The organism is Nostoc sp. C110 (genome assembly GCF_043099725.1).
Taxonomy (GTDB): Bacteria; Cyanobacteriota; Cyanobacteriia; order Cyanobacteriales; family Nostocaceae; genus Nostoc; species Nostoc muscorum_A.
Map to the genome: position 1 here is coordinate 5,103,573 of NZ_CP171148.1, position 13,307 is coordinate 5,116,879.

At 41.3% G+C, this 13,307-nt stretch carries 12 protein-coding genes; 6 read left to right on the forward strand and 6 right to left on the reverse strand.

Annotated elements, in window-relative coordinates:
- Positions 1 to 263: 263 nt before the first annotated feature.
- The gene (gene eis / locus ACFFRD_RS27130) at positions 264 to 1,442 is read right to left on the reverse strand and encodes an enhanced intracellular survival protein Eis (RefSeq protein ID WP_392478643.1); all 1,179 of its coding nucleotides are present in this window, start codon (positions 1,440 to 1,442) and stop codon (positions 264 to 266) included.
- 199 nt (positions 1,443 to 1,641) lie between these two features.
- Between eis and ACFFRD_RS27135 the strand changes: the two genes are divergently transcribed.
- The 3 genes from ACFFRD_RS27135 (at position 1,642) to ptsP (ending at position 6,411) form a co-directional block, all read left to right on the forward strand.
- Positions 1,642 to 2,115 (forward strand): hypothetical protein, encoded by a 474-nt coding sequence (locus tag ACFFRD_RS27135; protein WP_114083191.1) that lies wholly within the window; start codon positions 1,642 to 1,644, stop codon positions 2,113 to 2,115.
- Between the two features lie 491 nt (positions 2,116 to 2,606).
- The gene (locus ACFFRD_RS27140; protein ID WP_392478645.1) at positions 2,607 to 3,803 is read left to right on the forward strand and encodes a hypothetical protein; all 1,197 of its coding nucleotides are present in this window, start codon (positions 2,607 to 2,609) and stop codon (positions 3,801 to 3,803) included.
- An 88-nt stretch (positions 3,804 to 3,891) separates the two neighbouring features.
- The gene (ptsP, locus tag ACFFRD_RS27145) at positions 3,892 to 6,411 is read left to right on the forward strand and encodes a phosphoenolpyruvate--protein phosphotransferase (protein ID WP_392478647.1); all 2,520 of its coding nucleotides are present in this window, start codon (positions 3,892 to 3,894) and stop codon (positions 6,409 to 6,411) included.
- Here ptsP and ACFFRD_RS27150 read toward each other — a convergent pair whose 3' ends face one another.
- Positions 6,412 to 6,801, reverse strand: a complete 390-nt coding sequence (locus tag ACFFRD_RS27150) for a hypothetical protein (protein ID WP_392478648.1) — start codon at positions 6,799 to 6,801, stop codon at positions 6,412 to 6,414. It lies immediately after the preceding gene.
- A gap of 296 nt (positions 6,802 to 7,097) precedes the next feature.
- A complete protein-coding gene (locus ACFFRD_RS27155; RefSeq protein WP_392478650.1) occupies positions 7,098 to 7,418 on the reverse strand; it encodes a hypothetical protein in 321 nt (106 codons plus the stop codon).
- A 23-nt stretch (positions 7,419 to 7,441) separates the two neighbouring features.
- Here ACFFRD_RS27155 and ACFFRD_RS27160 point away from each other — a divergent pair, with 23 nt between their 5' ends.
- Positions 7,442 to 7,837 carry a hypothetical protein gene (locus tag ACFFRD_RS27160; RefSeq protein ID WP_392478651.1) on the forward strand — a complete coding sequence of 132 codons (396 nt, stop codon included), beginning with the start codon at positions 7,442 to 7,444 and terminating at the stop codon, positions 7,835 to 7,837.
- Positions 7,838 to 7,963: 126 nt separating this feature from the next.
- Positions 7,964 to 8,542 carry an adenylyl-sulfate kinase gene (gene cysC, locus ACFFRD_RS27165; protein WP_392478653.1) on the forward strand — a complete coding sequence of 193 codons (579 nt, stop codon included), beginning with the start codon at positions 7,964 to 7,966 and terminating at the stop codon, positions 8,540 to 8,542.
- Positions 8,543 to 8,788: 246 nt separating this feature from the next.
- On the opposite strand, the gene ACFFRD_RS27170 is transcribed toward cysC, so the two are convergent.
- On the reverse strand, positions 8,789 to 9,085 hold the full coding sequence (locus ACFFRD_RS27170; protein WP_114083200.1) for a hypothetical protein: 297 nt from the start codon (positions 9,083 to 9,085) through the stop codon (positions 8,789 to 8,791).
- 185 nt (positions 9,086 to 9,270) lie between these two features.
- On the reverse strand, positions 9,271 to 11,352 hold the full coding sequence (locus ACFFRD_RS27175) for a TonB-dependent receptor plug domain-containing protein (RefSeq protein WP_392478655.1): 2,082 nt from the start codon (positions 11,350 to 11,352) through the stop codon (positions 9,271 to 9,273).
- A gap of 247 nt (positions 11,353 to 11,599) precedes the next feature.
- On the opposite strand from ACFFRD_RS27175, the gene ACFFRD_RS27180 reads away from it, so the two are divergent.
- Positions 11,600 to 12,226 (forward strand): Uma2 family endonuclease, encoded by a 627-nt coding sequence (locus ACFFRD_RS27180; RefSeq protein ID WP_392478656.1) that lies wholly within the window; start codon positions 11,600 to 11,602, stop codon positions 12,224 to 12,226.
- A gap of 11 nt (positions 12,227 to 12,237) precedes the next feature.
- Here the strand turns inward: ACFFRD_RS27180 and ACFFRD_RS27185 are convergent, their stop codons facing one another.
- On the reverse strand, positions 12,238 to 13,161 hold the full coding sequence (locus ACFFRD_RS27185) for a tetratricopeptide repeat protein (protein WP_392478658.1): 924 nt from the start codon (positions 13,159 to 13,161) through the stop codon (positions 12,238 to 12,240).
- Between the last annotated feature and the right edge of the window lie 146 nt (positions 13,162 to 13,307).

Consider the following 13,307-nt stretch of genomic DNA (forward strand, 5'->3'; position numbering starts at 1 on the left):
AACGAAACTCAACACCAAAAACTACTTTTAACAAGGGGTTTAAGACAAGGAGCTTAAGCCCCTTGTCTGTTTAAGTAAGTCAGGTGAGGGAGTGAGTGAGTGAGTGAGCAGGGGGCAGGGAGCAGGGGACAAGGGGACAAGGGGACAAGAGGTGAGAATTTGAAACAAGTCTTTCCCCTTGTCCCCAATTCTCCTTGTCCCCAAGTCCTCTTCCCAATTCCCAATGCCCAATGCCCAATGCCCAATGCCCAATGCCCAATTCTTTAAAAGAAATCAGCCATCCAAGGCGAAGCACCTGCAAATATTTGCGTAGCTGCTAAAATAGCCGTTTCTGTACCATTCAGTTTTCCTGCTATTTGCAAATGGTAGGGGGTGAACAAGCTTGTATATAATGGCGCTAATTCCCGAATATCTAGCTGCAATTCACCTTTTCCACCTTTTGTGACTTCACCACGTCCGTTGGCGACAGAAAGAATAAATTTACCATTATTTCCAGTTAGCAAATTATCTTGAATTTCTAAGTGCAATTCGGCTTGGATTCCCGGTGGATAACCACGCAATTCCAGCGCCTTGACTGCATCTATTATCCGCAGCAACCAACGACTTGTAGTCTTAATCTTGGCAGTTTGCTCTGGTAGCAGCAATGTCAGGGAATCAATTGCAGAACTCTTCCATCGCACCTGTTGAATTTGAGAGCGATGACTTGCTAGAAAAGACCAAAAACTTTGTGCAGCATCAACTGTACTCAGTACCCAATCTTTTACGAAGAGGATTTCACCATTATTTGTTCGCTCTTGAGTAAAGATGATATAGCCTTGGGGTTGGTCTTTAGTACCAATCAAATAGGTATAGACTATTTCCTTATCATTTGGTTGAATTATTCGTTCCCAAATTGCTGGATGTCGGTCTAAATATCCATGCGTTTGTCTCGCCTGCTGCTGATATAGCTCATGAAAGACTTCATGATTGATGCTTGCTACTAATTCTAAAGGTAGGGGTTGCTCCCGTACTTGGATATTCTGGGTAGCAATCTCCCAAATACACCAGCTACCCCCCTGCTCATAACCTACTTTTCGATACAAGCTTTGAACAGCTGGATAAAGGGCGGAAATTGCTATACCTCTATCGTAAAGTTCTTTGAGAGTATGCTGCATAAGAGCGATCGCAGCCCCCGAACCCCGATATTCTGGAGCAATGCCCACTACGGCAATTCCTGTCATTGGTACACGTTGACCACCCCACAACTGACCCATGTCGAGAGTTGCTAATCCACCAGCTACTTGCTCTAATCTCCGAATAATACGGAAATTTTCTACGCCAATCATCTTGATGTAAGCTTCCTCACCACCAAGGGCGCTGATGAAACACTGTTCAAGGATATGTTCCAACTGTTGGATATCCTGTGGATGGGCGAGAGTGCTGTATTCAAATTGAGCCATCATCTCTGATACCACTAGTATTACAAAACCATCCGCCAGTTATACAGAATTCATTCTGGATTCTGACTCCTGACTCCTGAATTCTGTTTGATAAATATACTATGCGATCGCGCGGTTCGGACAAGATAGAAATACCATATTGAAATTTAATTTGTATAGCTGGGCACTCTAGATTAAAGAAACATACTGGAGAGTTATTCTTATGTCTACGACCTCAATTAGTGCAACACTGGCACAAACACAGAGAGATGCTGTGTTCCAAGCGATCGCTACAATTAAAGAAAACTTACCATTTTTAGTTGATTTGAGTGCAGATGACCGCAAAGCATTACCCAAGATGGGAGACAAAAGTCGGGCGTTTGTAAGCAAAGCATTAGAAGTGGCGACGCAAAACCCAGAGTTCTTACCGCGATCGTTTGACATAGATGAGATGCGGAAAGATGTCCAGTTGTTTGAAGCGTTGTATCCACTATTGCTCTCGTTGACACAATTGCAAGATTTGGTAGATGATACATCCTTGGCAGTAGGCAGCGAAGCTTATGCAGCCGCCTTGCAAGTATATAACTATGCTAAAGTCAGTGGTCAGGGGACAGGTTTAGATACGATGGTTGAAGAAATGGGGCAACGGTTTTCTCGTAAAAATCGAAAAGTTAAGTCTCAACAAGTAGCACCGTAGGAAATAACTCATCAATTGCACTGTTGAAGTGCAAGTTTAAAGCTCAAAGCTTGAACGTTCGAGCAAAAAGGTCGGAGTTCCGAGTTCAAAGGCTCAACGTTCGAGCAAAAAGGTCGGAGTTCCGAGTTCAGAGGCTCAACATTCGAGCAAAAAGGTCGAAGTTCTAAGTTCAGAGGCTCAACGTTCAAGCAAAAAGGTCGGAGTTCCGAGTTCAGAGGCTCAACGTTTGAGTAAAAAGGTCGAAGTTCCGAGTTCAGAGGCTCAACGTTGAGATTTTGAGAGCGATCGCAAAAGCATTTAAAATACAGTTCGGTTAAGATCCCTGATGGATCTGGTTTTTCAAATCATCTATACTTGGTTTTTACTGTCAATGTAGAAGTCCCATAGCAATCCTAAATGATCTCCAGATCCCCGATTTCTTGAAGAAGTCGGGGATATAATTTTAATTTTTAACGAATGATTTAGAATTGCTATAAATCAATCAAATACTCATGAATGTTGTAATAAATTTATTGCTTTTTTTGCTGCCAATTCTGAGTAGCTTTTGGATTGCCCAAACTTTCAACCCTTTATCTTCTTATCAGCCTCTCCATGCTATAGACGGAGCGGCTTTATATAAAAAAGAATTACCCAATGGGAATGAAGCCTATTTACAAGTTATCAATCTCCGCAAAATACACATAGACCAAATTATCGGGGAAGTAGATAATATGGGTATAAATGAGGGTAAATATTATCAGGGAGAAAGTAAATATCACAGTCCTTTTTTCAAAAGACATTTGTTTTCTGAAGTTGCAGAAGAATATAAGAAACTCTACTCAAATAACGTTTTCTCAATAATTAATTGTTCTTTTTTTGAGCAATACGAGTCTAGTACTCAATTATCCTTTCCAATTAAATTAAATGGTGTAGTTATCAGTGGTGGCAATAGCCCTTATGGGCCAATAAAACAACCAAAAGATAAATACTATAGTAATATTCGTCTCAAAGCTCTAGTCTGGGATAATAAGCAGGCATACATTACCGATTACAACCAGGTTAGCGGCGCACCTCTGAACCAAAATAGAGTCAAAAATGCAATTGTCACTTACCGATACAGCGATCATCCAGCAAAAGTCTTAGCCCAAAACCAAGCAAATAAGTATCAAGTCATCGGTACTCTAGACAAAGATGGTGTTAAAGGTGACGAGTTATTGTTGATTATGACGGTGAACAAAGCAACTCTGGATGAGGCAGCCGATTTATTACGTAAATTAGGAGTTAAAGGCGACATCATTACTGTTGATGGCGGCAGATCAACTTATTTGTTCAATTCCCAGAACGGAAATATTATTGTTCCCCAACTGTCTAATCCGCAAGAAAATCCTGCCTTCCGCAACCTTCCTCATTATTTGGGATTTCGTAAGACAACTAAAAATCAGGTTGCACCAAAAATCCTGATTGGTCAGCTAACTGCTAAAGTACTTCCCAAGAAGGATCAGCCCTATTTAATATTGTGGCAAGATAATTTTGATAGCGATGTCTCGATTAAGCTGTACGATGGAGACAAACTTATCCAAAATATTTCTTCCCGTACCGCTAGCGATGGTGTTTATGAGTGGATACCACGTATTTCTGTAAAAGAAGGCTATTTTATTCGTATTTCTAGCTGGAAAGACCGGAATATCTTCGGGGACTTGCAATTGTGATCAGGATAAACGCTGTTTTTAGCGGTGCGGAATGGGAAACTGTAATGGATAACGAGCTAAACGCAAACCTCTTAACAAGTTTGGCGGTATGGCAGCGATCGGAATTGTTATCGTCTCTCACAGTAAACAACTAGCTCTAGGTGTGCGGGAACTCGCCGCGCAAATGGTTCAGGGCCAAGTTTCCATCGCTGTTGCAGCAGGTATTGAAGATCCTGAAAATCCATTGGGTACAGATCCGATTCAGGTTTATGAAGCGATCGCTTCTGTTTTCTCTGATGATGGTGTTTTGGTATTGATGGATTTGGGTAGTGCTTTGCTGAGTGCAGAAATGGCCATTGAGTTTTTGCCAAAAGCACAGCAACAAAAAGTGTATTTGTGTGAAGCACCTCTAGTAGAAGGTGCTGTAGCTGCTGTGGTAGCTGCGGCGGCTGGTAAAAACATTCACCAAGTCATAGCGGAAGCACGCGGCGCACTCCTAGCAAAAGCAACTCAATTGGGTGTAAGTCCGTTGCCAGTTGTCAGTGACGACATCGAAGTAAGAAATTCAGAATTTCCCGTCAAAGAAATCCGGCTAATTGTCAGCAATCGCTTAGGATTACACGCCCGTCCCGCAGCCCAGTTTGTGGGAACCGTCGCCCGATTTAAATCTCAAATTCTGGTGCAGAATTTAACTAGAAATACTGAGCTAGTTCGGGGTGACAGTATTAACCAAGTCACCACTTTAGGAGTGCGTCAAGGACACGAACTAGTGATTACTGCTACTGGTTCGGATGCAGATGAAGCACTAGCGGCATTACAGGCATTATTCGCGAATAATTTTGGTGAAGATAATGTTGCCTTGAATTCTCCACCAGTATTTCACCATGAAGTTACCCCAGCAACTCACGGCGAACTTTCGGGAATTGCCGCTTCTGCGGGAGTAGCGATCGCACCTGTGGTTAATTATCAACCCACTCACATTACGATTACGGAATATCATGTAGACGATCCTGAATCAGAGTGGCAAAGAGTACAAGCAGCAATTCAAACTGCTCGACAAGAAATTCAAGCAGTTTTTTCACAAGCATCTCTGCAAATTGGTGACGCTGAAGCCGCCATCTTCGATGCTCAATTACTATTTTTAGAAGATCCAGTATTGTTGGAAGCGGCTCATCAGCGTATTTTAGACCACCATATAAATGCTGAAGCAGCTTGGCAAGCCGTAGTCGATAAGGTGGTGACTTCCTACCGAACACTTGAGGATGCTTATCTGCAAGAGCGAGTTGAGGATGTTATCGACGTAGGGCAAAGAGTACTACGATTACTAGCTGGGAATGCCCCTGCTAACTTGCATCTTTCGGAACCGGCGATTTTAGTAGCAACTGATTTAACTCCCTCAGATACCGCTAGGCTAGATCCGAGAATGGTGTTGGGTATTTGTACAACTTCTGGTAGCGCCACTTCCCACAGCGCCATCATCGCCCGGACATTGGGCATTCCCGCAGTTTTGGGAGTGGATTCCCAGGTGTTGCACTTGGCAGATGGTACACTCATGGCGCTTGATGGTGAAAGTGGCAAAGCTTGGGTAGAACCAGAATCACATATCCTGGATTTACTGGAGGCAAAGCGAGAGGCTTGGCAAACTGCCCAACAGGAAGCACAAGCTACAGCACACCAGCCAGCAATTACTCTTGATGGTCGGCAAGTTAGCGTTTTCGCCAATATTGGTAGTATAAATGATGTGCAAGTTGCTGTAGCTAGCGGTGCAGAAGGGGTGGGATTACTCCGCACAGAGTTTCTTTATCTCGATAGGACAAGCGCCCCTACAGAAGAAGAACAACTTGAAGTGTATCAGGCGATCGCCCAAGTTTTAGATAATCGTCCGCTAATTATTCGTACCTTAGATGTCGGTGGTGATAAGCCACTTCCCTATTTGAGAGTCGGGTTTCCAGAAGCCAACCCTTTCTTAGGCTGGCGGGGAATTCGTTTCTGTTTAGATCATCTGGATTTATTCAAAACTCAGTTACGGGCAATTTTGAGAGCCAGTGTAGGACACCAAATTAAGATTATGTTGCCGATGATTGCCACAGTGACGGAGGTACGTGCAGCTAAGGTAATTTTAAGTGAAGTCCAGGCTGAATTAAATCAAGCTGGTATCCCCTTTGATGCCGCGATGAAAGTAGGGATTATGGTGGAGGTTCCGTCAGCAGTTGCGATCGCAGATCAGTTAGCAGCTGAAGTAGACTTCTTTAGTATAGGTACTAACGATCTGAGTCAGTACGTCATGGCTAGCGATCGCACTAATCCCCGCGTGGCAAATTTGGTTGATGCACTACATCCAGCCGTGTTGCGAATGGTGCAGCAAACTATCAAAGCTGCCCATGCTGCGGGCATTTCGGTAGGATTATGTGGAGAATTGGCAGCAGATACTGTAGCAACACCAATTTTATTAGGTTTAGGGCTGGATGAGTTGAGCGTCAATCCTCAAAGTATACCTGGAGTGAAACAGGCGATCGCTCGATTAAGTATAGTTGAGAGTGAAGCGATCGCGGCATCAGCATTACAACAAGATTCCGCAGTTCATGTCAGAGAAATAATCTCAACTTCAATTATTCCCCCTACGAATTAGTTAAAATCTGATTCCCAATTGCCCGTTAAAACCACGAATAGAATTGTAACCAGCACCAACAAAAACGTTATCAGTAGCACTTACCTGAACACCACCGGAAACTGCAACACCTTTATCTTCTGAATAAAGTCCAACTCCTACATAAGGTGAGACGACAGGCAAACTGATAAATTTCAAAACATCTACTCCCGTAGCGCCATCAGGGCCAGTTCCTACTTCAACCCCAAAATTTAAAGCTCTAGCGCCTACAGCATAAGTTACATCACCATCTTTTCCACCAACTGAAACCCAAGGTTGGGGTATAAGTTGAGCCGATGCTTGACTTGGAGCAAATAAAGCTAATAAACCGATAGATGTAATTAATGTTTTCGCAATAATCGCTATTTTCACATTATTCTCCTCCACTAACTGGTGTATCTTAATTGTCTTCTTACAACTACCCTTGCTTCAGCACTACTGTTAACTAGGGTTTGTCTATGATGGCTAATCGTGACGGATTGAAAGTCATTTGAGTGCCCGATGAGTGCAAGTTGCTTACCAAGTGTTGCAAAAGTATAATTAGGCGCAATATTATTTACGCAATTAAATAGGAAAAGTAGGATGTTTTATAAGAACCCTTGATTAACCTGTTGATAAGCTGTAAATTGGTGCGTAGTAGATAGTCAAGATAAAACTATACAAGTAATTTAGAAAAAGTAAGGGTTTGAAATTGCTTCTCTGCGAGATGCGATCGCAGAAATAGCAAATGTAGTCGCCGAAATAGCAAATGCTGTCGCCGAAATAGCAAATGCGATCGCCGAAATAGCAAATGAGTTCGCCAAAATAGCAAATGAGTTCGCCGAAATAACAAATGAGTTCGCCGAAATAGCAAATGAGTTCGCCGAAATAGCAAATGAGTTCGTCGAAATAGCAAATGCGATCGCCGAAATAACAAATGTAGTCGCCGAAATAACAAATGCGGTACTCAATGCCCAATGAATAATCGCAGTTATTGAATCGTTAAACAAAGAACAAACTTGAGGTTAAATCTATGACACTGTATCAAGTCACTCAAACCACCGACAATGGAAACGGCGACACGGTAGGCACTATCCTCCAAGCCAACCGCAATGCAGGGACTGATGCGATCGAGTTTAAATCGAACATCAGAATAACGAGCGTGATGAAGACCCTGCTCAACAGTGGTATCGTGGTCATTGGCAACGGCAAGACTGTCAGTGGCGATGCCAACAACAATGGACAAACCGACGATGAAGATTTGCGTCCCTTCTTCATCAAGTCTGGAAACGTGAAATTTTCTGACCTGACCATTACCAACAGCACCGCTAAAGGAGGAGGTGGAGGCGGTGCTGGGAGCGATCGCTTTACTTTCAACTCTGGACAACAGTTCACCCAAGCTAATGTGCCCAGCCAAAGATTCCTCTAGCGCCCCCGCTAGAGGTGGGAAACAAGGCAAACGGATCTAGTGTTTTTTCAAACTTGAGATGATTTTAACCCTTAGCGATCGCTAATAACTAAAGGTTCAAGACTGTTGTTAAATATTAAATAAAACATGAAACAACAAGGTATGGTCCTCTGGCTGACAGGCTTAAGTGGTGCAGGAAAAACAACTATCGCCCACGGTGTAGCTCAAGAACTGCAAAGGAGAAATCATCGCTTAGAAGTGCTAGATGGTGATGTCGTTCGCACCCATCTTTCACAAGAATTGGGTTTTAGCAAACAAGACCGAGATACAAATGTGCGTCGTATTGGCTTTGTTGCGGAATTACTTAGTCGCAATGGCATAATTGCGATCGTTGCTGCAATCAGCCCCTACCGTGATGTTCGAGATCAACTCAAACAGACAACTACTAATTTTGTCGAAGTTTATGTAAATACTCCACTTGCCGTTTGTGAATTTCGTGACGTAAAAGGACTTTACGCCAAAGCAAAGGCAGAACAAATCAAACATTTTACTGGTATCTCTGACCCTTATGAAGAACCATTAAATCCAGAAATTATCTGTCAAACGGATAAATTCACTATTGATCAATGTGTTAACCAAGTACTTCACTATTTAGAACACCAAAATTTGATCGTTGCTGATAAAAATCTCATGCCAACTTCCTCACAATACATGAGAAAGGGATGATTTAATTATTAAAAATTGATGATTTATAATTTAAGATAAAACTTTAATTAATCAAGGTAGATTATAAACTATGATTACCTACCTATAGGACTAGTACAACACGGCGGAAATAAACCACCTATTTCTAAATTAATGAAATCCTTACGCTGTATTCATTTTTAATTTTTAATTTTTAATTTTTAATTCCGCCTTGCGGTACTAGTAGCCTACTTTGAGACTTTGCGTCCCTTACTCACAGCAGCAACTCTACTCAAAAGTAGACACATCTCGTAGCAAACTAGGAATTTCCCCTTGAGAGAAAGGAAATTCCAGCAAGGTTTCTCTAAGACCCAAATACCCAGATTCAGCAAAAGATAACAGCATTCTTGAAAGTGCTAGCCAAACCTCCGGTTCGTATTCCCAATCACGATAACGCGAAGCATGAGCGGCAATTGAACGTAACGCCCAAAAATAAGAATTCCGAACTACCGAACCACCTTTCTTAAACTCTGGTAAATCTTCGTGGTGGATAAAAAGTATTTGATTGTCAATTCTAGCTCTCATCGCAATTTTAGATTTTAGATTAAAAGTAAATCTTAAATAGGGTGCATTACGGCTTTAGCCTAACGCACGATGTTGCATAGCGACCAAAAGACTTCTCTATTCTCTGTGTTCTCTGCGCCTCTGTGGTTCAATAAATAACTTTTAAACCGCAGAGTCACAGAGAACGCAGAGAGAAAAGCAGACACCTAAAAATTGGCGCTTAAACCCACACGAAAAGTAAATCCAGGGCTATAAATGCGATTAACTCGCTCATATTGCTCACCGAGGAGATTTTCTAAGTAAACTGTCAATCCTACATTGCTAGTTACAGGTACACGACCGCTCAAATCTAAATTTACGAAAGAAGGCGAAAAATCTGTAATTGTGTCACCAGGGTTTGTAAAGAAGGCTCTGCGAGTGCCACTGTTGTAGGTAACATACAAATTAGCCTGCCAACCTGAATTTTGATAACCCACACCAGTTTGTAGTACAGAGTAGGGAATCAAACCTAACTGTAAACCTCTCTCTGAGCCTGTTTTTATTTGAGCATCTGTATAAGTGTAGTTGAGAAAAGTTGACCAGCCAGCCGCAATTCTTAATTGCAATGCAACCTCTAAACCATTGGTATCTACTAGTCCAATGTTTTCCCATCTGCCGGCGATGACTCCCAAGCGATCGCCTATACTACTACCAAAGTAAGTAAACTGTCCAATCAGATTTTGAGAAAAATTGACATCTACTCCCGCACTCCAAGTAGAGCCAGTTTCTGGTCTTAAATCAGGGTTTGGTTCCCAACCATGAACTGTATCATAAACATACAACTGATCTAACCCAGGATTGCGTTGTGCCCCTGCCCAACTTCCACGCACTGCTACTATTGGTGTGACGGCATAACGTAACCCAACACTAGGGTTGAGATAATTTCCAAACTGGCTGTCAAAACTTTGCCTTAGCCCTAAATCTATCAGAAAGTTATCGCTAATATTCCAAGTATTGACAGCAAATAAAGCTGTATTAAACAAACTCCTATCTTCAGTTTCATTAGTGGCAATCCTACTAGGATTCGTACTCAAAACATCACCGTTTAAATCGGTGTTTTTCAAATCTAATCCCCAGCGCAATTTATTATTGGAAGTAACTTTCCACTCATGGTCTACCCTGGCTGTAAGTTGTTGTGTATCTAAAGTTCCTGTACGGTAAAATGCTCCTGTAGGGCCATAAGTGCTGAAATAATCTTGGTTATAACCAATTGAGGTAGTAAGATTAGAACTTTCGCCATTACCTAGTCGAGTTTTCCAAGATAAGCCAACGTTTAAACCATCGTGGTCTAATCTATCTCTTTGCAGAGGGAAACCAAAATAAATTAAGCCGCGACGACTGCTGAGTGCAGTAACATCTAAATTCAATGAATTTTTTTTATCTAAATCTAGTCCAATGCTACCGAAGTAGGTACTTGTAGCTGTATCTGCATTTGATAAAAATCCCTGTTCATCACGATTTGCTGCACCTACAGGCACGCGATAACGGTTATCTGTAAAGAATCTTTCAAAGCTAAAGTTATATTTAACATTATTGGATGAACCACCATAAGTCACTTGTTGATTATTTAAACTCAATGAGCCAAATTCTGCACTAGCACTCAATTGAGGTTTACCATAACCTTCCTTGGTGATGATATTCACAACTCCCCCAAAGGCTGAGGAACCATACAAAGCGGAGGCTGTACCGCTATATAATTCCACTCGTTCAATGGCCTCTACAGGAATGCTATTTAAGTCAGTTCCACCATGATAAGTGTTGACATTATTATTAATTGGTCTGCCATTAATTAGAAATACAGACTGATTAATTGAGGCTCCGCGATAGTATGTACCTGTATGAATATCTGCACCATGACCTACGTCATTGATTGCAAAACCAGGCATTCTTTTTAAGATATCCGCTAAACTTGTAGCGCCCTGCTTTTGAATTTCTTCTTTATCAATTACGTAAGTTGGTGTAGATTGAGGTAGGTTGTCTGGTTCTGCGATCGCTTCTATGGAAATGTCTGCATCATCTGTATAATCTGGTTGAGTTTCTGGATTAACTTCACTCGGTGCAGATTGTTGAGTTAATAATTCGGCATTAGTAGCGGGTAACTCAACTTCACTCAAACTCTGAATATCGGAAATGACTTCGGTTGATTTATCAGTATTTCTCTGCTCAATTTCACTCTCAGCAGCAAAGCTAGGAAATGCTATCAGTAAACCCGGTAAAGCAACTGTTAGCAACAAAAAATCTTTTTTCACGTTCTCTTTCACACCAAGTAAAAATAGTCACCACGTAGTATTCTTGCTGTAAAAGTAAAATCGTGTCAAAAGACACGCTGTCATATTTCCACAGATTTAGATTCCCAACTTTCCTAGACAATTGGGAATATTGTTGTTCAAAGATGAGTCAGTATTGCTATATAATTTGCTATTACGTACTAATTATGAATTACGTTAGCATTAATAAAATTGGACGCTTCATAAACAGAATAAAAGGCAATAATTTATGATTCAAGCCTTACGCAAACTAGTTACATTTGACGAATTCGTTGCTAAATATCCCGACAACACAGGAAAACGTTATGAATTGCATGATGGAGTAATTTTAGAGATGCCGCAACCTACAGGCGATCATGAACAGATTATCGTATTTTTAGTTCAGAAACTTATTCTAGAATATAGTCGCATCAACTTACCCTATGGCATCCCGAAAACAGTACTTGTAAAACCGCTTGAAAGTGAATCAGCTTACTCACCAGATGTACTGATATTAAATCTTCCTAATTTGGTAAATGAATCTCTGTGGAAAAAAGAATCTACTGTAAGTCAAGCGGAATCAATACCCTTAGTAATTGAGGTAGTGAGTAGCAATTGGCGTGATGATTATTTAAAAAAAGCTGCTGACTATGAAGCTGTAGGCATCCCAGAGTACTGGATTGTAGACTATGCGGCTTTAGGCGGTAGGCGATTTATTGGCAATCCCAAACAAGCAACTGTCTCGCTCTACACTTTAATTGAGGGAGAATATCAAGTCAACCAGTTTCGAGGTAGCGATCGCATTATCTCACCTCTTTTCCCAGAGTTAAGCTTAACCGCCGAACAAATTTTTCAAGCTGGTGGATATCCTGTATAGTTCTTACAGTCTTACAAAAGAGCGATTTCCGTTGCAGACGAAATTTGTTGTCGCAAATTATTCAGTAAATCTAAAGTTTTTTCGTAGGCAACTCTCTTTCCTTGGTTGTCAAAGTACTCAGATGCTTTTTGTAAATCAGATATAGCTCCTAAATGATATCCTAAGCGATAACGAGCTACTCCCCGATTAACGTAAGCTTGGGCATTACTGGGGTTGAGTCTGATGACTTGAGAAAAATCACGCACTGCACCAAAGTCATCTCCGTTTCGGCCGCAAGCACAAGCCCGGTTAAAATACGCTCTATAATCGTTAGCATTGAGACGAATTGCTAGATTAAAGTCGAGCATCGCTGCTTGGGTATCTTGTAAGACAAAATGCGCCAAACCTCGGTCATTGTATATATCTGCAAGCAGTAAGCTAGTAATTCGGGGAATTTGAGTTAAAGCTAAATTAAAGTCAAGAATTGCCTCCGAGTCTTTCCCATCCCCTGTAAAGGCTAGCCCTCGGTTGTAGTAAGCTCGAAAATCGTAGGGTTTAAGTGCGATCGCTCGATTATAATCAACGATGGCACCGGAATAATCCCCTTGTCTGTAAAGTGCCAAACCCCGGTTCAGATAAGCCTCAGAGTCATTAGGTGCAAAATTAATTGCTTGGGTACAATCTGCGATCGCTTGATGGTAATCTTGTAATTGAAGATAAGCAAGACAGCGATCGCTGTAAGCTACAGCAAAATCTTTCTCAACTTCAATTGCCTGATTAAAACTCTCTATTGCTTCCTGGTAATTACCGCGTCGCATCTTATCTACACCTAATTCCAAAAAATTACTCGCCGTAATTTTGGTAATGGCAACGGGTGCTGAATATGCAGATAAAGTCAAAAAACTGAGAGAAAAAGCAATAATTACACCGATAAATAATCGCCAGAAATTACTCATAGTACCAAATTAGGATAGGTAGTACTGTTTGATGTTCTTGGAACAGTCTTCTTATCAAGACTATATAATCCAAAATTGGTATAAGCATCCTATTTTACAATTTTGGCAAACCTAAAATTAGCGGGACAAAAGCCCCGCTAATTGTT

Coding starts and splice junctions, on each gene's coding strand:
- ACFFRD_RS27140 (WP_392478645.1), top strand. CDS start 2,607: ATGAATGTTGTAATAAATTTATTGCTTTTTTTGCTGCCAATTCTGAGT.
- eis (WP_392478643.1), bottom strand. CDS start 1,442: ATGATGGCTCAATTTGAATACAGCACTCTCGCCCATCCACAGGATATC.
- ACFFRD_RS27180 (WP_392478656.1), top strand. CDS start 11,600: ATGATTCAAGCCTTACGCAAACTAGTTACATTTGACGAATTCGTTGCT.
- ACFFRD_RS27160 (WP_392478651.1), top strand. CDS start 7,442: ATGACACTGTATCAAGTCACTCAAACCACCGACAATGGAAACGGCGAC.
- cysC (WP_392478653.1), top strand. CDS start 7,964: ATGAAACAACAAGGTATGGTCCTCTGGCTGACAGGCTTAAGTGGTGCA.
- ptsP (WP_392478647.1), top strand. CDS start 3,892: ATGGCAGCGATCGGAATTGTTATCGTCTCTCACAGTAAACAACTAGCT.
- ACFFRD_RS27185 (WP_392478658.1), bottom strand. CDS start 13,161: ATGAGTAATTTCTGGCGATTATTTATCGGTGTAATTATTGCTTTTTCT.
- ACFFRD_RS27135 (WP_114083191.1), top strand. CDS start 1,642: ATGTCTACGACCTCAATTAGTGCAACACTGGCACAAACACAGAGAGAT.
- ACFFRD_RS27170 (WP_114083200.1), bottom strand. CDS start 9,085: ATGAGAGCTAGAATTGACAATCAAATACTTTTTATCCACCACGAAGAT.